Source organism: Hydrogenobacter subterraneus (assembly GCF_055390195.1).
In genome coordinates, this window is record NZ_AP042473.1 from 1,202,358 (window position 1) to 1,221,517 (window position 19,160).

Consider the following 19,160-nt stretch of genomic DNA (forward strand, 5'->3'; position numbering starts at 1 on the left):
ATGATACCAGACCTTGAACCGCCTTATGATGAGTTGGCCGAACGGGCAGTACTTGGTGCAATTATTGCAGACCCAGACAATATGCCCACAGTCCTTGAGTATCTACGGGAGGAAGACTTTTACCTTGAAACCCACCGATTGCTTTTTTCTGTTCTATATAAGTTATGGGAAGATAAAGGCAAGGATTGGGATGATATAGTCTTAAAAGAATACATAGAAAAAAGAGGGTTAAAGGATAAGATTGACCTTTCTTTTATATATTCTCTCGTTGAAGAAGCGGCTACTGGAAGTCTTTTGGAAGAAGCAATAAGAAATGTAAAGGAAAAATCTGGTCTAAGACAGCTTATGGAGCTTTCTTTGAATGTATTAAAAGGCATTAAACAGGAACCGGATTTCACCAATTTACTTGAATACTTGAATACAAAGCTCATAGAGATATCCGAAAAGCAAACTATTAGTCAGTATTGGCATATAAGAGAAGTAGTAAGAGATGTAATTGATATTATAGAAAGATATAAAAAGCAAGAAAAGCTAATCACCGGAATACCAACAGGCTTTCTTGACCTTGACACTTTAACTACAGGCCTTCATCCATCGGACCTTGTAATAGTGGCTGCAAGGCCCGGAATGGGAAAGAGTAGCTTTATGCTTTCTATGGCTATCCATATGGCAATGGTAGAGAAGATACCTGTAGTTATCTATTCTTTGGAGATGAGCAAGGAACAGCTTGTAATGAGAGCCTTATCTTTGCTTTCCGGTGTGCCTCTTCAAAATATCAGGCGTGGCTTTTTGAGCGATGAAGATATGAACAGGCTTAAAACTTCTGCCCTTGAGCTAATAAAATGCGACATTTTTATAGATGATACGCCAAGCCTTTCCACTACAGACCTAAGGATAAAAACAAGAAAGCTAAAAAAAGAAAGAGGTGTGGAGGTAGTTTTTGTAGATTATCTTCAACTTCTTAGACCGACTACAAGAAGGTCTTCCCGTCAAGAAGAGGTGGCGGAGATCTCCAGAAACCTCAAAGCCCTTGCCAAAGAGCTTTCTATCCCGGTGGTTGCTCTCGCCCAGCTTTCCCGTCAAGTGGAACACAGGTCGGACAAAAGGCCCCAGCTGGCAGACCTTAGAGAAAGCGGACAGATTGAACAAGATGCAGACCTAATAATCTTTATACACAGGCCAGAGTATTACAAAAAGAACCCGTCGCCAGAAGAACAAGGCATAGCGGAAATCATAGTAGCAAAGCAAAGACAGGGACCTACGGGAATAGTAAAGGTAGCATTCCTAAAAGATACGGCAAGCTTTAAACCTCTTATGGCTACAAGCATGAGCCATGTAGAAAGCTACGAACCAGATATAGAAGAAGAGTTTTCGGAGGATGACCTTGACCTTGATTTTTAGAATAGGAGTATAATTTAGAAGTATGAAGAAGTTGTATATGCTTATACCACTTATACTATCCATGGCTGAACCTATAAAGGACAAAGGTCTAAGTGTGGAGGTAGAAGATAATAAAGGTGTAAAGCACCATCTAAAAGGTCTTATATGTGGGGGTAAGCCCTATCTAAAGGTAAAAGAAGGTAGCCTTGAATATTCTGTAGACCCATCTAATGTAAAGAGTATAGAGATTCTTTCTCAAGAAGGGGACCAATTAAAGATAAAAGTTCAACTTAAAAATGGCAGCTCAAAAGAATATAGTCTTTCTTCAAACACTTATTGTAAGGCTAAGTCCAATGTTGGTGAAGCTGGTTTTTATCTCCGCGATGTAAAGGCTATATTTATTAAAACGGAGGACAAGAAACCATGAGAAGCTTTAAGCTCCTGAGCCTTTTGATTGCTACATTTGTAGCTGGTTTTCTTCTTGGAAATGCTGGTGCATCTCAAGCCAATAGGCCTGAGGATGATTATAAGTATTTTAGGCTCTTTACCGACGTTTTTAAGACTGTTAAGGAGAACTATGTAAGTGATGTAAGCACAAAGGACCTTATATATGGGGCCTTAAATGGTATGATGAGGTCCCTTGATCCTTTTTCTGCCTTCTTTACGCCGGAACAATATAAAGAGTTTAGACAAGAAACTGAAGGAGAGTTTGGTGGCGTGGGAATAGAAATAGGTATGGAGAAAGGAAGACCTATAGTTATATCGCCCATAGAAGGCACACCGGCTTTTAGAGCTGGTATTAGAGCTGGAGACATAATAGTAGAAATAGATGGAGAAGATACTTCCAACATGACCCTTATGGATGTTGTAAGAAAGATAAGAGGGAAGCCTGGCACAAAGGTAACTCTTACAATTGTAAGAAAGGGCTTGGATAAACCACTCAAAGTTGAATTAGAACGCGCCATAATAAAGGTTGAAAGTGTTAAATGGACGAAAATTGGGGATGTTGGTTATATAAGGCTTTCTCAGTTTACAGATGGTGTGGGAAGAGAAATGGAGAAAGCTATTAAGAGCTTAACAGCTCAAGGTGTAAAGGGCATAATTTTGGACTTAAGAAATGACCCAGGAGGTCTCCTTACGGAAGCTATAAATGTTTCAGAACTGTTCATAAAGGAAGGCAAGTTGATAGTGTATACAAAAACCAAGAAGGGAGAGGTAAATAAATATTTCTCAAGAAGGAAGCCCCTTATGCCAGAAAATATGCCTTTAGTAGTTTTGGTAAACAAGGGTTCTGCCAGCGCATCCGAGATAGTAGCTGGCGCCCTCCAGGACCATAAGAGGGCCATACTTGTAGGAGAAAAGACCTTTGGTAAGGCTTCTGTTCAAAATATAATCCCTCTTGAAGATGGTTCTGCTATAAAGCTAACCATAGCCCATTATTACACGCCCCTCGGAAGACTTATAGACAAGAAAGGCATACAACCAGATGTGGAAGTAAAGATGAGTGAACAAGAGGAAGAAAAATTGCAAGAGTTCATAAGGCAGAAAAAGCTTCATGGTGCTACTGGCCTTGTTCTTGAACCATCCCTTGACCCTCAGCTTCGTAAGGCCATGGAGATAATAAAAACCGGTAGAGACTATGCACACACTGGCGGTTGAAACTTCTTGTGATGAAACGGCCCTTTGTATATACTCGGATGAAAAAGGAGTAATAGGAGATATTATCCTATCTCAAGCTAAGGTGCATTTTCCTTACGGTGGCGTGGTTCCAGAGCTTTCTGCAAGGGAGCATACAAGGAACCTCTTACCTCTATTTGACAAACTTTTAAAGGACACAGGCTTTGACGTAAAAAAGATAGATTTTATATCTTTTACTTTAACACCTGGTTTGATACTCTCCCTTGTGGTAGGTGTGAGCTTTGCCAAGGCCCTGGCCTACTACCTTAAAAAGCCCTTGGTGCCAGTGCATCATCTGGAAGGTCATATATATTCCGTTTTTCTTGAAAGGCCTGTAGAATATCCCTTCCTTGCCTTCATAGTCTCCGGAGGACATACGGACCTCTACCTTGTGGAGGACTTTGGGAAATACACCTTCCTCGGTGGAACTCTTGATGATGCGGTAGGAGAAAGCTATGATAAGACTGCCAAGCTTATGGGACTTGGCTATCCCGGAGGCCCAATAATAGACAAACTGGCCAAAGAAGGAAGGCCTGTGTATAGCCTTCCAAGGCCTATGATAGAGGATGATAGTTTGAATATGTCCTTTAGTGGTCTAAAAACTGCAGTAAGGAGGATAATAGAAGAGGGAAGCTACTCAAAGGAAGATCTTTCTGCCTCTTTTCAAAAGGCGGTGATGGATGTCTTAGAAAGGAAGGCCCTTCTTGCTATGGAAAAAACTGGTATAAAAAGGCTTGTAATAGTAGGTGGAGTTTCTGCAAACTCGGAGCTAAGGAAAAGATTTTCCGAGCTTTCACAAAGGCTTGGGTTTGAGCTTTACATTCCACATCCCAAGCTCTCTACCGATAACGCCCAGATGATAGCCTATGCGGGCATGGAGAGGTTCAAAAGAGGTATAACTGTTCCAGATGACATAAACCCTGAGCCTAACATGCCTTTGGAAGTCTTTGGAAAGCTGTGGAGCTAATAAAACCTTTCAACCTTATACCCTCTCATAAACTCCTCTCCGCTCATAAGCTTTCCCTTTGGAGATATAAGCTCTAAAATTTCTACCGCACCCTCTCCACAAGCCACTATAAGCCTTTTTCTATCCAAAACCTCTCCCGGACTTCCCTCACCTTGAACCACTTTAACTTTCAAAACCTTTACCCTTTCTCCCTTTTCTGTAAAGGTATGGCAATCTGGGTATAGGCCTCTTATCCTATCTTTTACACTTTCCGCTTGTGCCTTCCAGCATATCCTATACTCTTCCTTTTGAATGGGTGGTGCGTAAGTAGCCCTTTTGTGATCCTGTGGAATGTGTTCTATTTTCCCTTTAAACCAGTCTTTTAAAGTTCTTACCAAAAGGTCTGCACCCCTTCGGGAAAGCCTCTCAGAAAGGGTTTTTAAGTTATCCTCTTCCAGAATTTCTTCCTCCTCTTGAGAAAGGATGGCACCCGTATCCATACCCTCGTCCATAAGCATCACCGTATTTCCTGTTTTTTTCTCTCCTGCCATTAAAGCCCTATGTATTGGCGCAGAGCCTCTGTAAGCTGGCAAAAGGCTCGCATGAAGGTTTATACAGCCATACCTTGGGTAGTTTATAACCTCCGGTGGCAAAATCTTGCCGTAGGCCACCACCACTATACAATCGGGCTTTAAACTTTCCACAATTGGTATTATTTGAGCCTTTTTCTCCGGTTGAAATACCTCTATACCCAGCTCTTTTGCCACCATTTTAGTAGGGGGTGGTGTTAGCCTTTGACCTCTTCCAGAAGGCTTATCGGGCTGGCACACAAGGCCAACCACATTAAACTCTTTTGCAATCTTAGTAAGGGATGGAACTGCAAAGTCCGGCGTGCCAAAAAAGAGCAGTCTCATAGAGAGTTATAGAAATTATAGCCCAAAAGGTATAATTTTTAAAGCATGATAGAATCCGCTTTAAGGCTTTATAACTTCCTTGAGAAGAAGCTTGGAAATGAAAAGGCAAGAGAGTTTGCCAAAGTTCTGGAGGGGGTAATCCAGGATATAGGAGAGTTGAAAAAGCAAGAGATAAAAAGAGTGAAGGATGCGTTAAGGGCTGAGATAAGAAGGCTTGAGGCCTATATGAAGATAATGGTGGTCCTACTCCTCATAGCCATAGCACTATATAGCCCCATCTTTGCACAACTTGAAGGGAGGTCTTTAAAGCCATGAGAATGATAAAGGTTCTTTTGATTTTTCTAACCCTTGCCTTTGCCATGGCGCCCGAGATGAAGTTAAAACGGGTGCATGGGAATATATACATGGTTAGGGGTGTGGATGCCCTGCCTTCTGTGGAAAACAGAGGCTTTATGTCCAACGCCTTTGCCGTGCTTACAAAGGAAGGATGGGTTGTTATAGATGCCCTGTCTACTCCAGAGCTTTCTAAGGAGTTTGTAGATAACCTTATGAGGGTAAAAAAGGCACCTATAAAGTATGCCATTATTACACATTACCATCCGGACCACTGGTATGGTGCAAGGACCTACAAAGAGCTTGGTGCAAAGATAATAGCCCACAAAAGGCTTTTGGAATTCTATCAGTCTGGAGAGGCTAACACGGTTCTTAATGCAAACAAGGAAAGGTTTAAAGGGCTTTTTGAAAATGTTGTTTTGGTTCCACCAAATATGGTTGTGGAAGATAGGCTTACGCTAAAGGTTGGAGGAGAGACCTTTGAAATCCTTTCTATGGCTCCTGCTCACACGGACAACGACCTTGTGGTCTATATGCCATCTCAAAAAGTGCTTTTTACCGGAGACCTTGTTTACCAAAATAGAATACCCTTTATGGGAGACAGGAGCGCAAGCTCAAAAGGCCTTATAAAAGCCCTTGAAAGGATAAAGAGTATGGATGCAAAGCTTCTTTTGGGAGGACACAATGAACCCATGGATAAGTCTGCGGTAGATTTTACCCTTGGTTATGTAAAGTTTTTAAGGGAGAATATAAAGAAGCTAAAAGAGGAGGGCAAGAGCATAGACGAAATAAAAGAAATTCTCAAGAACAATCCTTATAGCAAGGCTGTTATGTATGAAGCATTTCATAACGCTAACCTCTTCAAAGTGGATGCCGAGCTTGATATGGAAGAGTAATACATCTAAAATACAAAGGTCATCTATTAACTAATACCTTACGGGCTTTGTTCCTTTTTGTGAAAAAATTTAAACATTTGCCTTCTTATAAAAAATTTACAGCTTAAAACACCTATAATAGCTCCCACAAGCACATCCATGGGAAAATGCACACCCAAATACATCCTCCCGTAAGCTATTAAAAAGGCATAAACAAAGAGAAGTATTTTTATAGGGGTTGAAGCTCCCTGAGAGAAAAAGCAGGCAAGGAGAAAGGCCATGGCAGTATCACCCGACGGAAAGGACTTATGATATAAAGGTTCAAGTAGATATACATCCTTTAGCATGCTTGCAGGCCTTGGAGCCTTAAAGGCGAACTTGAGAATATGCACTAAGGCACTTTCCAAAACAAGGGCAAGTATAAAGGGCTTTAATTTCTCTCTTTTTAAAAAAGCCAAATAAATGACAATAGGAATAAGTATGTAGCCCTTTCCAAGTACATAAAAATATCTGAAAAACTCATCAAGCAAAGGATGTCTTGTGTGATTTATTAAATAAAAAAGCTCTATATTAAGGCTAAAGTCCTCTACGTTCATTAAGAGAATAGAAATTTAAACAAAGCCTTTTGGGCATGTAGTCTATTCTCGGCCTGTGTAAATATAAAGTCCGCATAAGCTTCAAAAACTTCCTCTGTTATCTCCTCTCCCTTTTTGGCCGGAAGGCAATGCATGACTTTTACCTCTGGCCTTGCATGAGAAAGTAGGCTGGAATTTACCTGATAAGGCATTAAAGCTTGGATCTTTTCCTCATTCCTATCTTGGTTCATGCTTACCCAGACATCTGTATACACTACATGGGCTTCTTTCACTGCCTCAATGGGGTTTGTTGTAAGGTATACGCTTCCGCCAGTTATCTTACAAAGGTCTTCCCCCGCCTGATAGTATAGACTGCTTGGCTCATAACCCTCGGGTGTGGCTACAAAAAGGTTTAGGCCAAAAAGGCCTGCACCCACAAGCCATGTGTTGCATACGTTGTTTCCATCTCCCACGTAGGCTATTTTTATGTTTTTTATATCTTCTCCAAAGGCCTCATAAAGGGTAAAAACATCGCTCAATATCTGGCAGGGATGGGACATATCGGTTAGGGCGTTTATAACAGGAATGTCTGCATACTTGGCAAATTCCTCCAGCTTTTTATGAGAATCTGTCCTTATGATTATGCCGTCCAAGTACCTTGAAAGGGTTCTGGCAGTGTCCTTCAGGTCCTCTCCTCTTGCCACCTGTAGGTTTCCTTCCTGTAAAAAGATGGCATGGCCTCCAAGCTGGTTTATGGCTACCTCGAAGGATACTCTTGTCCTTGTAGAAGGCTTGGTAAAGTATAGTGCTAAATTTTTGCCCTGTAGGTATTTCCCCTTATCTATACCCTCTTTTATAGCCTTCGCCCATCTTATTATTTCCCACCCTTCCTCTGGGCTTATGTCCCAAAGGTCCACAAAGTTCCTTTTCATCTTATTTATTTTAACATAGTGTAATACTTTTTGTAATTTCTAAATACCCTTTCCACATAGGCACCATAGCCCTTGGCCTTGTTCCCTTTGTTATAGCAATCTACGGCCACGGCTATGTTTGGGCTTTGGTCTAAGCATTTCCTTAACACCATGGCCCCAAAATGTATGTTGTAGCAAGGTTCAAAGATCCACTCCTTTGGTATTTTGTACCTTTCAAGCCAGTAGGAGTTTATCTGCATAATGCCGTAGTCCTTTGTGCCGTTTTTGTTTGTGTTTATGGCCCTTGGGTTAAAGCCACTTTCGCTTTTGGCGATGGCTATGAGAAGCACAGGGTCAACCTTGTACCTTTCTCCCGCATCAAAAAAGCAATGATAAAAAGAAAAGGCATGAGAGGTAAGCAAAAGCAGTAAGATTAAAAATATCATATAATAATCATATCTTTTCTTTGGAGGTTCAAGATGGAGAAAAATTGGAATGTGGGCACCGTATATCTTAACGATAGGACAAGGATACTTGTTATGGGTATCACTGGAAGGGAGGCTTCTCAAGTTGTGGCTGAGTCGGAAGCTCTATACCCGGGATTTATAGTGGCTGGTGTAACACCCGGTAAGGGCGGTTCTGAAGTGGCAGGAAAGCCAGTGTATAACACGGTAAGTGAGGCTCTTGAAAAGCACCCAGAGATAAACACGGGAATAGTGTATGTGCCTCCGGCCTCTGTGAAAGATGCGGTCATTGAGCTTGTGGATGCGGGTATAAAGCTCATATACATAATCACCGAGCATGTGCCTATAAGGGACACAGTTTATTTCTACCACTACGCAAAGGAAAGGGGCGTTATCATAGTAGGTCCCACATCCCTTGGTTGCATGATGCCTTGGGTGCCAGCAAGGATAGGAGCCATAGGCGGAAAGAACCCATCCATAGCTTACGAAAAAGGTGGTCTTGTAATCCTTTCCAAGTCTGGCGGTCTTACAACTACCACTGCGGAGATGTTCAAAAGAAGGGGTTGGGGCGTTTATATGGCCCTTGCCTTGGGCGGTGACGTGATCTCTTGCACCACCTTTGCGGATGCACTGGAAAACATAGCGGATGACCCAAAGGTAAAAGGTGTGATAATACAAGGTGAGGTAGGCGGGTCCTACGAGGAGAAGGCTGCGGAGACCATCTTGAGGCTTTGGAAGGAAGGAAGGTGGAACAAGCCAGTGGCTGCCTTTGTGGCCGGAAGGTTCCAAGAAAAGCTTGAGGGTGTGTCCTTTGGACATGCTGGCGCCATAGTGGAAAGAGGTAAAGGAAAGGCCACAGATAAGATAAAGGCCTTTAACGAAGTTGGAAAGATTACAGGCCTTGTAAAGGTGGCCGAGTTCTACCACGACCTTGTGCATTGCATTGAGGAGCTTGGAGTCCCAAGGGACTTTGAGGATACCACACCGGAAGGAAGGGTAAAGCCCCTATACTCCACCATTGACGAAGAGACCTGCCAGTTTAAAGGCTAATAAAAAATAAGGGCTGGGTTTTCCCCAGCCCAAAAGTTTTAAAACTCAAAGCCAGCTTCTACAAAGGGTCCTTTTAGCTTAACCTTAGATTTTACATCCGATACATCTATCTTAAGCTCCTGATACCTGTAGCCACCAGCCAAAAAGACATGCTTAACAGGCTTTACCTTTAGCCTGCCGATTAGGTCAGGTATAGAAAAACCAGGTTTTAAGTTTCAAACGTATTCAAATAACCTGGTTTTTCCATCCACCCTGCAGGGAATGATGTTCCCTGCCTACTACTCCCTATCCGTAAGGACTCAGGAGATACTTTGTAAAACAAATCAATCAATTTAAGTCTTACAGGATTGCAAAGCTTTATAAAGAAAGTTTTAAGATTTTCGTAAAATCTAAGTCTCAGGAGCTTGGCTCCTACTCTAATAATATTCACAGCTCCTACTAAGTCTGCGTGAAATACTTTATTTAAAACTTTATCTTTAAATATATTTCCATCTCTTTTTCCTTGACATATTTCTTTATTTTTTGTCTCTTTTACTTCAAATATATTAGCTAACGGTGATGTTTTAGATGTATAACTCTCATCAACCTCTATAACTTCCATTCCATACTCATAAGCTTTGTACTCTATTAACTCTATTAACCTTCTAAAAGGAATAGATACAAACTCTTGATTAGTTTTCTTTCCTAAGTCTATGCCGTTTTTACTTTCAATTGCATTTTTTCCTATGTAGATGGTTTTATGTCCTGTTTCACGGAGTAAATCAACCAGTTTCCTTGCTATTTTGTGAAAGTTGTTATCAAGCCACCTCTTTCTGTAGGAAGATAAAGATTTCATCTTTAATTCTAATTCATGAATCTTCTTAGTAGCAACTTCGTTTTCAATAAAACCTTTCTTGATAGAGTTTCTTAAGTTATCTATTTCAGCTCTAAGTTTTGACATTTCTTTGTTAAACCACTGATTGAAAGCTTTTATTTCTTTTCCTGATACTATAAAACTTTTTAACTCTGGATTTTCACTCACGACAGAAAGGAGTTCATTTAATCCTATATCTATTCCTGCTCTGTATTCTCCTTCTGGCTGTTCTACTTTTAAAGGATACTCATAAACAACATCTACATAGAGGTCGTCGCCAAAGAGTTTTATTCTTACTGAAGAAATTTTATAAGGGAAATCTTTAGGTAATTTAACTTTAAGATACTTATTGTTTTTGAGCCTGATTATTATTTTATCTCCTTCTTGCTTAAAAGTGTTAACATTTCCTTCTACAGAAAAGTTCATAAGGTATTTAAGTTTTTTAGCTTTAGGTGGTTTTGGCATTTCTTTGAACTTTTCAGGATTGGTTTTAAAGCTTTCAAGAGATTTAAAAAAGCTTTTAAAGTCTTTTATAGTCTGACGGATGATGTATTGGATGTAGCAAGGATTATCTACTTTCTCTTTTTGATTTTTAAGTTTTATAAGTAGGTCTGCTAATTCAGGATTACTTTCTATATTTTTTAAGACCTTTTCAAACTCTTCTTTGTATTTACCTGTATAGTTTTTTGCAACAAGGCCATAAAGAATAGACTGGTTTAGTAAATGTTCTTTATAAAGCGTATAATATTTTCTGACAAGAATTATAAGTATGTTTCTAAAGTGAGCAAGGTCTAAAAGTAGAGTTCTTACTTTTCTTTTTCTTTCTTTTCCCCCTATTCTTATGGTAAGAACTCTTTTACCTGAGAACATCTTCTACCGCCTTTCTGAGTTTTCTTCTGTTTGAATAATATTTCATGGAAAATGAATGTAGCAGAGTGATGATTTCTTCAATTATTTCTTCAACATCTTTCTTTTCGCTCGTATAGTCATTTATCACCACTATCTGGGTTCCAAATCTTGAAAAGAGGTTTTCAAAGAAATTAAACCCTGTTCTCGTAAGTCTGTCCCTGTAGGTTATCACCACTCTCTCTATGCGATAACTGAGAACCTCGTTTAAGAGAGTTTGGAAGTCTTTTCTTGCATCAAAATTAAGAGCTGAAGCTATGTCCTTATAAACTCCATCTATTTTCCAGCCTCTTGTAATACAAAAACTCTTGGCAAGCTCTATCTGGTTAATTAAATCCTGTTTCTGTTTTGGAGTGGAAACTCTCGCATAAATGATAGTTTTTCTGTACGGGGACTTTCCTGTAGTTTCTAAAAGGTACTTGTAAACACTATCTTCGTCATATTCATATCTGCCATTTGGCAAACGAGTTGCTTTTATTTTTCCCTCCTTCCTGAGTCTTCTTAAAGTACTCCGGGATATTCTTAAAATCTCCATCACTTCATATGATTTCATACAATTAAAGTAATCATTTGACTGCATTTTGTCAAGAGTTGCTAAAAAATTTTAGTCATAATTCTTACATTTATGCCAAGTTCTGCAGAAAGTACTCCATTTGTTAGCTTCTTTAGGCCGGGTATTCCATAGTAGAGGGCTATATCGTAGTGGTCAAGCCTTGTTTTGGAGTAGAATGGCACATTAGCATTATAAGTTCTACCACCAAAGGTAAAGCTTGCATCCTTTTGGCCTATTGCCTCAAACCTGCTGGGTGTTGCCATAAGGTAGATGTTGGGCAGAATAGAAGGCATATCAATCTTTAGCCTGCCCATGGGCCTTGTCTTTTTGCCATACCTTAGGTTGCTGTCTACGTCAATCTGGTCTCCTTTATAGCTTATGTAGCCGCTTGGGTCTTGGTTCCACACTCCAATGCTGCCTTCCACACCGATGGCAAAGCTAAAGGTAGGCAAAAGGACGGCTGAAGTTAAGATGAGTTTTTTCATGGAACATACCCCATAAAATTTTTCTCACTTAAATATTATATCAAAGCCTCTAAATCAACAGCCAAAAAGCTCAATCCTTAACCTCCCCTTCTTAAATCTATAAGCAATTGGATAATCGTATCTACCCTTTGGTTAAGCTGGTCTATCCTTTGGTTTACTTGAAAGATCTCCTGCCTTAATTGCCCTATCTCTTGCCTGAGCTGGCCTATCTCCTCCCTAACCTGTGCTATTTGAGTGTCTATTTTTTGATTAAGCTGTGTAGCTGTATTATCCATCTTTTGATTTAAAAACCTGAAATCCTCTTCTTGTCTTTTTTTGATCTCTCTAATCTCTTCAAGGATGGCCTTTGTTCTTTCATCAACAACTTCGTATACGATCTCAAGGGTTACCTTTTTTACAGTTTTTAGCAGGATTTCCCTCATGTAAATTCTCCTTGGATAATAATTTAGTATAATTGGGTTAATTTGACAACATTAATTTAGCCTCAATTGTAAAAGATCTTACTTCTTATCCACCTAAAAGCCAACCCACTCAAAAAGACCACGGTTATCAAGCCTATGAAGGCCAATATGAGTATATACTTCACAGTTCTATCTCTGCATGCCTGCTGGCGTGGCACTGAATATTAACGGCCACAGGCAAGGAAGCTATGTGGCAGGGGTATAGCTCCACCTTTACATCCACAGCGGTCACCGTTCCTCCAAAGCCCATGGGACCCCAACCTATCTTGTTTATCTCCTCTATTAGCTCCTCCTCTATCCTCCTTGCCACTGGGTCTTGACTCCTTTCTCCCACAGGCCTCAAGAGGGCCCTCTTGGCAAGAAGGGCGCAGTATTCAAAGTTTCCACCTATGCCCACACCCACCGTGAAAGGTGGGCAGGCATTGGGACCTGCCAGTTTTACCGTCTCAAGTATAAATCTCTTTACACCTTCCCAGCCGTCTGCAGGCTTTAGCATGGCAAGGCGTGATGTGTTTTCTGACCCAGCACCCTTTGGTGCAAAGATAAGCCTTAGCTTGTCTCCCGGCACAACCCTGTAGTGTATAACGGCGGGTGTATTGTCCTTTGTGTTCTTCCTCTCAAAGACTGGGTCATAGACCATAGAAGCCCTAAGGTAGCCCTCCGTGTATGCCCTTCTAACACCTTCGTTTATGGCATCTTCTAAGGAACCACCTACCACATGCACATCTTGGCCTATATCCACAAAGACTACAGCCACGCCCGTATCCTGACAGTAGGCCATCTGCTCTTCCCTTGCTGCCCTTATGTTTAAAAGGATCTGTTGCAAGACTTCCTTTCCCAGTTCTGACTCCTCTCTTTTTAAGGCAATCTGATAGGCAAGTTCTACATCCTCCGGAATTTCATAGTTTGCCTTTATGGCTATCTTTTTTACTGCCTCTACTATCTGTTCATAGTGTATTTCTCGCATTTAAAAGCTCCTCCACAAGGGCTATGTTTTTTCTTACAGACTCTACAGACCTCTTCCACATCTGGCGCTCCTCTTCTATCATGGGTATTTTAATTATCTCTTCCACTCCGCAGTTGCCAAGCTTTACTGGCACGCCCACACAAAGGCCCTCCGCCTCGTAGTATTGTCCCACCTCTCCTTCTAAATAAACCGAGCATGGAAGTATTCTTTTGTTGTCTGTCACTATGGCCTCTACCATCTGCACTATGGAAGCGGCCGGAGCATGGTAGGCCGATGTGCCCATAAGGTCCACTATCTCTCCACCACCAAACTGGGTCCTCTTTATAAGCTCCTGTATCTTCTCTCTTGGTAGCATATCCTTTAAAGGTATGCCTCCCACGTTAGAAATGGATATGAGCGGGACCATCTCATCACCATGCCCACCTATCACATAGGCGTGTATATCCATGGGTGATATCTTTATCTCCCTTGATATAAAGGTCTTAAAACGGGCTGAGTCCAAAACTCCAGCCATACCCATAACTCTGTTCTTTTCAAAGCCCAAAATTCTATAGACTGCATAGGTCATAAGATCCACAGGGTTTGTTACCACTATCACTATAGCCTCTGGCGCATATTCCTTTATCTTGCTTGCTATAAGGGAAAGGATGGAAATGTTTTTGTCCAAAAGGTCCTCTCTGGACATGCCTGGCCTTCTTGGAAAACCTGCCGTTATAACCACTATATCGCTATCTTTTAGAGCCTCGTAGCCTTCTCCCTCCGGGCTAACCGTATAGCCTTCCACCTTTCCATCAATGTTTAGGGCTGAAAGCATCTGCTGAATGTCAAGGGCTTTGCCCTTTACCGGCTCAATGAGTTTTTCGCCATCCTTTTTTGGCAGGTCAAACATGCGCACATCCACAAGCCCCCTCAAGGCCAAAAGGCTTGCCGTATGCTCCCCCACATTACCCGCACCTATAACAGAGACCACCTTGCGCATCTTCATAGTTTATACCTCCACCTTTTGCTTCTTCTTTATCCAGTTCAAAAGCCCACCAGCCAAAAGGACAGATATCTGCTTGGGAGTAAGGTTATACTTGCAAACTACCTCTTCTCCTGTGGTTTTGTTTATCACCACTATTTCCTTTCCAGCCTTTAGCCTTTCTATAATATCCGGTATCTCTATCTCATCGCCCAAGGAGAACTTGTTGTAGTCTTCCTTATCCACAAATTCAAGTGGCACTATGCCAAAGTTTACAAGGTTGGCGTGGTGGATTCGGGCAAAGGACTTGGCTATTACCGCACGCACACCCAGGAACCTTGGAGCCAAGGCCGCATGCTCCCTTGAAGAACCTTGTCCATAGTTTTCACCACCTATGATGATGTTTGCCTTTGCCTTCTCATCCCTTATCTTTTTGGCCCTTGGGACAAACTCTGGGTCTACGTAGTGATAAACATACTCGCTTATGGCGTAGATGTTGGACCTAAGGGGTAGGATTTTGGCTCCCGCTGGCATAATGTGGTCTGTGGTGATGTTATCGCCCACTATTAGGCTAACTTCTCCAGAAATGCTTTCTGGCAATTCGTCAAACTCGGGAAGGGGCTTTATGTTAGGACCCCTGTATATTTCCACCTCTTTTGCCTCTTCTTCCGGTAGTGGTGGTATAAAGGCTTCATCGCCGTAAGGGAACCTTTCTGGCATTTCCACCTTTATCCACTTTATTCCTTCTCTCTCTGCCAGCTTTCTTGGGTCTATGATCTCTCCAGCTATGGCGCAAGCCACACATACCTCTGGAGAAGCCAAATAAACCTTGGCGTCTGGCGTTCCAGACCTTCCTTCAAAGTTCCTGTTAAAGCTACGTATGGACACTCCACCGCTTGGTGGTGCATAGCCCATACCTATGCAAGGCCCACAGGCGCTTTCAAGGATTCTGGCTCCAGCCTTCAAAAAGTCAAGCAAAACACCGTTTTGTGTTATAAGCTCCAAAGCTTGCTTTGAACCAGGGGCTACTGCAAAGACCACGTCCGGATGCACCTTTTTGCCTCTTAGCAATGTGCCAGCACGTATTAGGTCCACAAAGGAAGAGTTGGTGCAAGAGCCTATGACTACTTGGTCCACCTTTATACCTTCCACTTCTCTCACAGGCACCACGTTGTCTGGAGAGTGGGGGCAGGCTATCAAAGGCTCAAGCTCAGAGAGGTTTATTTCAATGACCTCATCGTATTCTGCATCCGGGTCTGGAAGTAGCTCTATCCAATCCTCTTCCCTTCCCTGTGCTTTTAGATAGGCCCTTGTTATCTCGTCGGAAGGGAAGATAGAAGTGGTGGCTCCAAGCTCTGCGCCCATGTTGGTTATGGTGGCCCTCTCTGGCACAGAAAGCTCCTTTATACCCTCTCCAAAGTATTCAAATATCTTCCCTACACCACCTTTTACCGTTAGCCTTCTTAAAAGCTCAAGGATTATGTCCTTTGCAGTCACCCATGGTGGAAGCTTACCTGTTAGCTTTACACCCACTATCTTTGGCATCTTAAGGTAGAAAGGCTCTCCGGCCATGGCGGCGGCCACATCAAGACCACCAGCTCCTATGGCTATCATACCCACACCACCAGATGTGGGAGTGTGAGAATCGGAACCCAAGAGGGTCTTTCCGGGCTTTGCAAACCTTTCTACATGAACTTGATGGCATATGCCGTTGCCGGGCTTGGAAAGCCAAATACCATACCTTTTGGCAATGCTCATAAGGTATTTATGGTCATCGGGATTTCTAAAGTCCGTTTGAAGCATGTTATGGTCTATATAACTAACGGAAAGCTCAGTCTTTACCCTATCTACGCCCATGGCCTCAAACTGCAAATAGGCCATGGTTCCAGTGGCATCTTGGGTAAGGGTTTGGTCTATCTTTATGGCTATCTCCTCTCCAGGCACAAGCCTTCCACTAACAAGGTGGTCTTTTAGTATTTTGTAAGCCACAGTACCTTTTGCCATGCGTGCCTCCTTTCAAAAAGTTATGATTTATATTATAGCTCTTTAATAATAAAAACCCATAGTGGTATGCTTAAAAAGCTAAGTAGCATTCCAATACCCGCACTTGCAAAGGCCAAATTATGATTTAGTCCATACTTTAACATCAGAAGGCTTGCCGTTATCATGGTGGGCATGGCAGACTCAAGCACAGAAACCTTGTAGGCCAAGGGGCTAAGGGGCAAGAGCTTAAACAAAGCTACGGCGAGAAGGGGAGAAAGGAACATCTTTATACCCAAGGCTACAATCAAAAGCCTAAGACCCTTGCCCGCGTGAGAAAGCTCAAAGGAAAGGCCCAAGGAAAAAAGAACCACGGGCAACAAGGAAGCTACGGAAAAATCTACAAACTTCCACACATATTCGGGAAGGCTAAAGCCTCTCAAGAGAAAGCCAAACACAAGGCCCAAAAAGGGTGGGAAGAAAAGCACAGACCTTAAGTTTAGCCCTCCCTTTATTATGAGAAAGCCCAGAGAAGAAACTGCAAGGAAGGAACCCATGCTATCGTATATGACCGCATACCTTAGGCCCTCACTACCAAAGTAAGAAAAGGTGTAAGGATAACCCAAAAAGGCAGTATTGCCAAAGGCAGAAACCACCATAAGGCTCCTCAAGTTTTGTTTATCAAGCTTTATAAGCCTACCTATCAGGTAGGCACAGGCTATGGAAGAGATTATTACCATCCAAGCACCAAGGCTAACAAAAGCCACTTCCTTTGAAAAGCCAAGGTTATAAGCGGTTTTAAAGCTAAGCTGGGGCAGAGCAAAGTATAGCACATAATTTACCAAAACCTTTGAATGTTCGGAAGAAAACAGACCAAACCTCTTAAATATGTATGCTATGCCTACAGTAAGGAAAATCTCAAGCATACAAAAAGCTTTCTATCTGCCTTCTTATTATGCCATAGGCGCCAAGGTGGGACCTTAAAAACTTCTCAAGCCTTCCTATGGGCAGAAGGTTCTGTGGAGACCTCCTATCTTGAAAGGAGGTGCTGGCAAAAAGGGGCAAAAGACCGGCGGATAGGTCCGCAAGCCTTTTTACTTCCTCAAAATCTTTCTTCGGAAAGACCTCCACCCTTGCAATGCCATGAAGGCCCTCATGGTTGGAAAGTTTTACATACCAAGTAAGCTTATCCACCTTTTCCTTCTCTTCTTGTTTTTGTTGGTAGTGGATTTTTATGATGGGGCTTCTTTGGCCAGGCTTAAGAGAATACAAAAGGTTTAGATACTTTTTATCAAAGTAAAGCCTTTTTATGCTTTTTACAAAGCCTATGGCTGGCGTATTTTTAAGTTTATAGCTTAGAGTTCCATCACAAATTATTAGATCCTTAGGGAACTTTTTATAAGCCTGTAAGGCAATGTGGGCCTCCAATTCATCTCTCATATATTTATTAACTTCCACAGAAATATCTCCGTCTACGGGGAAGGCTTTGAAGTTTAAAAGGCTTTGAAGAAGAAAACTACCCTTAAAAGCCATAATTCTTTTTACTTCACTAAAAATAAGTGATTCCTTTATAAGGTTTAGCCTTCCATATTCTACCCTTAGAGCGCCAGCACCCAAGGATACAAAAGCACCTTCCGAGCTTTCACCCGTTTCTTCATCTTTTATGTATGCAAGGCATTCTGTCCTTCTCACACCGTCCACAAAGACTAAGTTAAGGCCTTCTTCGGGCCTATAGCCTTCATACACCCTTGGCTCTTCGGCAAAGTCCAAAAACTGCTCCGACTCTTCCACTTCAGCCGGCTCTATCTCCACTGGCTGTTGGGGGCTTAGGGATATGCTGTACCTTCCCAAAAGCTTCATCCTTTATCTCCTTTACTTTTTCCACTATAAGGTATTTTAGCCTATCAAGGTTTTCACCAGTAATGGCAGATATGGCTATAAAGGTATACCCTCTTTTACCAAACTCCTTTTCCAAAACCTCAATATAGGACCTGTCAGAAAGGGCGTCAAGCTTGGTGCCAACAACTATCTGTGGCTTTTTCATAAGGTCTTGACTGTAGCTTTCCATCTCTTTGTTTACTATTTCAAAGGCCTTTATGGGGTCTTGGTCTCTTGTATCGGATATATCTATAAGATGTAAAAGGAGCTTTGTCCTTTCTATGTGTCTTAAAAATTCATGGCCAAGGCCCTTGCCTTGACTGGCACCCTCTATAAGTCCCGGTATGTCTGCGAGGACAATTTGAGTCTCTTCATCCACTTCCATCACACCTAGCACTGGAGAAAGGGTGGTAAAGGGATAGTCTGCGATCTTTGGCCTTGCTTTGGTTAGCTTGGATATAAGGGTGGATTTGCCAGCATTGGGAAGGCCTATAAGGCCCACATCCGCTATAAGCTTTAGCTCAAGGATAAGCCATCTTTCCTCTCCCTTTTCTCCCTTCTCCGCATACCTTGGGCTTTGGTTTGTAGGCGTGGCAAAACGGGCATTGCCTCTTCCACCTCTTCCACCCCTTGCCACCACACACCTTTGACCATCTTCCACAAGGTCGCACAGCACTTTTCCACTTTCTGCATCTATAACCACAGTGCCAACCGGCACGTATATTATTAGGTCCTCTCCATCCTTTCCATGCTGGTTTTTTCCCTTTCCATGCTCCCCCCTTTGGGCCTTGAAGTGGGCTTGAAATTTAAAATCGTAAAGAGTATGCTTACGAGTAGTTGCCACCAAAATAACATCTCCACCCTTTCCACCATCTCCACCAGCAGGACCACCAAAGGGCCTATACTTTTCCCTTAAAAAGGCCACGGCACCATTTCCGCCATCTCCCGCTTTAACATGTATCTTTACCCTATCAACAAACATAAGGAAAAG

At 42.1% G+C, this 19,160-nt stretch carries 21 protein-coding genes; 7 read left to right on the forward strand and 14 right to left on the reverse strand.

Annotated elements, in window-relative coordinates; genetic code table 11:
• From dnaB to tsaD, 4 genes are read left to right on the forward strand one after another with little or no spacing between them, the layout of a single operon-like run.
• Positions 1-1,401 carry a replicative DNA helicase gene (gene dnaB / locus ACZ5GB_RS06570; protein WP_464326430.1) on the forward strand — a complete coding sequence of 467 codons (1,401 nt, stop codon included), beginning with the start codon at positions 1-3 and terminating at the stop codon, positions 1,399-1,401.
• Positions 1,402-1,423: 22 nt separating this feature from the next.
• Positions 1,424-1,807: a hypothetical protein gene (locus ACZ5GB_RS06575; protein ID WP_464326431.1), complete on the forward strand. Its 384-nt coding sequence runs from the start codon at positions 1,424-1,426 to the stop codon at positions 1,805-1,807.
• A complete protein-coding gene (locus ACZ5GB_RS06580; RefSeq protein WP_464326432.1) occupies positions 1,804-3,039 on the forward strand; it encodes a S41 family peptidase in 1,236 nt (411 codons plus the stop codon). The genes ACZ5GB_RS06575 and ACZ5GB_RS06580 overlap by 4 nt, the downstream gene beginning before the upstream one ends.
• Complete coding sequence (gene tsaD / locus ACZ5GB_RS06585; RefSeq protein WP_464326433.1) at positions 3,020-4,024, forward strand: tRNA (adenosine(37)-N6)-threonylcarbamoyltransferase complex transferase subunit TsaD; 1,005 nt, start codon at positions 3,020-3,022, stop codon at positions 4,022-4,024. Before ACZ5GB_RS06580 ends, tsaD begins: the two co-directional genes overlap by 20 nt.
• On the opposite strand, the gene fmt is transcribed toward tsaD, so the two are convergent.
• Positions 4,021-4,917 (reverse strand): methionyl-tRNA formyltransferase, encoded by an 897-nt coding sequence (gene fmt, locus ACZ5GB_RS06590; protein WP_464326434.1) that lies wholly within the window; start codon positions 4,915-4,917, stop codon positions 4,021-4,023. The genes tsaD and fmt overlap by 4 nt on opposite strands.
• Before the next feature lie 45 nt (positions 4,918-4,962).
• On the opposite strand from fmt, the gene ACZ5GB_RS06595 reads away from it, so the two are divergent.
• Positions 4,963-5,232, forward strand: a complete 270-nt coding sequence (locus ACZ5GB_RS06595) for a hypothetical protein (RefSeq protein ID WP_464326435.1) — start codon at positions 4,963-4,965, stop codon at positions 5,230-5,232.
• On the forward strand, positions 5,229-6,146 hold the full coding sequence (locus ACZ5GB_RS06600) for an MBL fold metallo-hydrolase (protein WP_464326436.1): 918 nt from the start codon (positions 5,229-5,231) through the stop codon (positions 6,144-6,146). The genes ACZ5GB_RS06595 and ACZ5GB_RS06600 overlap by 4 nt, the downstream gene beginning before the upstream one ends.
• A gap of 38 nt (positions 6,147-6,184) precedes the next feature.
• Here the strand turns inward: ACZ5GB_RS06600 and lpxE are convergent, their stop codons facing one another.
• The 3 genes from lpxE to ACZ5GB_RS06615 are packed head-to-tail and all read right to left on the reverse strand — an operon-like array spanning position 6,185 to position 8,057.
• The gene (gene lpxE / locus ACZ5GB_RS06605) at positions 6,185-6,721 is read right to left on the reverse strand and encodes a lipid A 1-phosphatase LpxE (protein WP_464326437.1); all 537 of its coding nucleotides are present in this window, start codon (positions 6,719-6,721) and stop codon (positions 6,185-6,187) included.
• Positions 6,721-7,632 carry an ornithine carbamoyltransferase gene (argF, locus tag ACZ5GB_RS06610; protein ID WP_464326438.1) on the reverse strand — a complete coding sequence of 304 codons (912 nt, stop codon included), beginning with the start codon at positions 7,630-7,632 and terminating at the stop codon, positions 6,721-6,723. The genes lpxE and argF overlap by 1 nt, the downstream gene beginning before the upstream one ends.
• A 5-nt stretch (positions 7,633-7,637) precedes the next feature.
• Positions 7,638-8,057 (reverse strand): lytic transglycosylase domain-containing protein, encoded by a 420-nt coding sequence (locus ACZ5GB_RS06615; RefSeq protein ID WP_464326439.1) that lies wholly within the window; start codon positions 8,055-8,057, stop codon positions 7,638-7,640.
• Positions 8,058-8,090: 33 nt separating this feature from the next.
• Between ACZ5GB_RS06615 and ACZ5GB_RS06620 the strand changes: the two genes are divergently transcribed.
• On the forward strand, positions 8,091-9,125 hold the full coding sequence (locus ACZ5GB_RS06620; protein ID WP_464326440.1) for a succinate--CoA ligase subunit alpha: 1,035 nt from the start codon (positions 8,091-8,093) through the stop codon (positions 9,123-9,125).
• Positions 9,126-9,333: 208 nt separating this feature from the next.
• On the opposite strand, the gene ACZ5GB_RS06625 is transcribed toward ACZ5GB_RS06620, so the two are convergent.
• The 10 genes from ACZ5GB_RS06625 to obgE all read right to left on the reverse strand — a co-directional run bounded on the left by ACZ5GB_RS06625 (position 9,334) and on the right by obgE (position 19,151).
• Positions 9,334-10,848: an RNA-guided endonuclease InsQ/TnpB family protein gene (locus tag ACZ5GB_RS06625; protein WP_464326441.1), complete on the reverse strand. Its 1,515-nt coding sequence runs from the start codon at positions 10,846-10,848 to the stop codon at positions 9,334-9,336.
• Positions 10,835-11,437 carry an IS607 family transposase gene (locus ACZ5GB_RS06630; RefSeq protein WP_464326442.1) on the reverse strand — a complete coding sequence of 201 codons (603 nt, stop codon included), beginning with the start codon at positions 11,435-11,437 and terminating at the stop codon, positions 10,835-10,837. Before ACZ5GB_RS06630 ends, ACZ5GB_RS06625 begins: the two co-directional genes overlap by 14 nt.
• 41 nt (positions 11,438-11,478) lie before the next feature.
• Positions 11,479-11,922, reverse strand: a complete 444-nt coding sequence (locus tag ACZ5GB_RS06635; RefSeq protein ID WP_464326443.1) for a porin family protein — start codon at positions 11,920-11,922, stop codon at positions 11,479-11,481.
• 77 nt (positions 11,923-11,999) lie between these two features.
• Positions 12,000-12,344: a hypothetical protein gene (locus tag ACZ5GB_RS06640; protein WP_464326444.1), complete on the reverse strand. Its 345-nt coding sequence runs from the start codon at positions 12,342-12,344 to the stop codon at positions 12,000-12,002.
• 160 nt (positions 12,345-12,504) lie between these two features.
• Positions 12,505-13,350 carry a fumarate hydratase gene (locus ACZ5GB_RS06645; protein WP_464326445.1) on the reverse strand — a complete coding sequence of 282 codons (846 nt, stop codon included), beginning with the start codon at positions 13,348-13,350 and terminating at the stop codon, positions 12,505-12,507.
• Entirely contained in the window at positions 13,331-14,335 is a 1,005-nt protein-coding gene (locus ACZ5GB_RS06650; RefSeq protein WP_464326446.1) for a malate dehydrogenase, read from the reverse strand. The genes ACZ5GB_RS06645 and ACZ5GB_RS06650 overlap by 20 nt, the downstream gene beginning before the upstream one ends.
• 3 nt (positions 14,336-14,338) lie before the next feature.
• Positions 14,339-16,315 (reverse strand): aconitate hydratase, encoded by a 1,977-nt coding sequence (locus tag ACZ5GB_RS06655; protein WP_464326447.1) that lies wholly within the window; start codon positions 16,313-16,315, stop codon positions 14,339-14,341.
• 32 nt (positions 16,316-16,347) lie between these two features.
• Positions 16,348-17,217 (reverse strand): AEC family transporter, encoded by an 870-nt coding sequence (locus ACZ5GB_RS06660; RefSeq protein WP_464326448.1) that lies wholly within the window; start codon positions 17,215-17,217, stop codon positions 16,348-16,350.
• A complete protein-coding gene (locus ACZ5GB_RS06665; RefSeq protein ID WP_464326449.1) occupies positions 17,210-18,151 on the reverse strand; it encodes a DNA double-strand break repair nuclease NurA in 942 nt (313 codons plus the stop codon). Before ACZ5GB_RS06665 ends, ACZ5GB_RS06660 begins: the two co-directional genes overlap by 8 nt.
• On the reverse strand, positions 18,084-19,151 hold the full coding sequence (obgE, locus tag ACZ5GB_RS06670; RefSeq protein ID WP_464326450.1) for a GTPase ObgE: 1,068 nt from the start codon (positions 19,149-19,151) through the stop codon (positions 18,084-18,086). The genes ACZ5GB_RS06665 and obgE overlap by 68 nt, the downstream gene beginning before the upstream one ends.
• Positions 19,152-19,160: the final 9 nt, after the last annotated feature.

Excerpts from the sequence above, each read along its gene's own strand:
- dnaB (WP_464326430.1), top strand. The coding sequence starts at position 1 with ATGATACCAGACCTTGAACCGCCTTATGATGAGTTGGCCGAACGGGCA.
- ACZ5GB_RS06630 (WP_464326442.1), bottom strand. The coding sequence starts at position 11,437 with ATGAAATCATATGAAGTGATGGAGATTTTAAGAATATCCCGGAGTACT.
- ACZ5GB_RS06650 (WP_464326446.1), bottom strand. The coding sequence starts at position 14,335 with ATGAAGATGCGCAAGGTGGTCTCTGTTATAGGTGCGGGTAATGTGGGG.
- ACZ5GB_RS06580 (WP_464326432.1), top strand. The coding sequence starts at position 1,804 with ATGAGAAGCTTTAAGCTCCTGAGCCTTTTGATTGCTACATTTGTAGCT.
- ACZ5GB_RS06640 (WP_464326444.1), bottom strand. The coding sequence starts at position 12,344 with ATGAGGGAAATCCTGCTAAAAACTGTAAAAAAGGTAACCCTTGAGATC.
- ACZ5GB_RS06625 (WP_464326441.1), bottom strand. The coding sequence starts at position 10,848 with ATGTTCTCAGGTAAAAGAGTTCTTACCATAAGAATAGGGGGAAAAGAA.
- ACZ5GB_RS06635 (WP_464326443.1), bottom strand. The coding sequence starts at position 11,922 with ATGAAAAAACTCATCTTAACTTCAGCCGTCCTTTTGCCTACCTTTAGC.
- ACZ5GB_RS06645 (WP_464326445.1), bottom strand. The coding sequence starts at position 13,350 with ATGCGAGAAATACACTATGAACAGATAGTAGAGGCAGTAAAAAAGATA.
- ACZ5GB_RS06665 (WP_464326449.1), bottom strand. The coding sequence starts at position 18,151 with ATGAAGCTTTTGGGAAGGTACAGCATATCCCTAAGCCCCCAACAGCCA.
- argF (WP_464326438.1), bottom strand. The coding sequence starts at position 7,632 with ATGAAAAGGAACTTTGTGGACCTTTGGGACATAAGCCCAGAGGAAGGG.
- ACZ5GB_RS06620 (WP_464326440.1), top strand. The coding sequence starts at position 8,091 with ATGGAGAAAAATTGGAATGTGGGCACCGTATATCTTAACGATAGGACA.
- obgE (WP_464326450.1), bottom strand. The coding sequence starts at position 19,151 with ATGTTTGTTGATAGGGTAAAGATACATGTTAAAGCGGGAGATGGCGGA.
- ACZ5GB_RS06655 (WP_464326447.1), bottom strand. The coding sequence starts at position 16,315 with ATGGCAAAAGGTACTGTGGCTTACAAAATACTAAAAGACCACCTTGTT.
- ACZ5GB_RS06660 (WP_464326448.1), bottom strand. The coding sequence starts at position 17,217 with ATGCTTGAGATTTTCCTTACTGTAGGCATAGCATACATATTTAAGAGG.
- ACZ5GB_RS06600 (WP_464326436.1), top strand. The coding sequence starts at position 5,229 with ATGAGAATGATAAAGGTTCTTTTGATTTTTCTAACCCTTGCCTTTGCC.
- ACZ5GB_RS06615 (WP_464326439.1), bottom strand. The coding sequence starts at position 8,057 with ATGATATTTTTAATCTTACTGCTTTTGCTTACCTCTCATGCCTTTTCT.
- lpxE (WP_464326437.1), bottom strand. The coding sequence starts at position 6,721 with ATGAACGTAGAGGACTTTAGCCTTAATATAGAGCTTTTTTATTTAATA.
- tsaD (WP_464326433.1), top strand. The coding sequence starts at position 3,020 with ATGCACACACTGGCGGTTGAAACTTCTTGTGATGAAACGGCCCTTTGT.
- ACZ5GB_RS06595 (WP_464326435.1), top strand. The coding sequence starts at position 4,963 with ATGATAGAATCCGCTTTAAGGCTTTATAACTTCCTTGAGAAGAAGCTT.
- fmt (WP_464326434.1), bottom strand. The coding sequence starts at position 4,917 with ATGAGACTGCTCTTTTTTGGCACGCCGGACTTTGCAGTTCCATCCCTT.
- ACZ5GB_RS06575 (WP_464326431.1), top strand. The coding sequence starts at position 1,424 with ATGAAGAAGTTGTATATGCTTATACCACTTATACTATCCATGGCTGAA.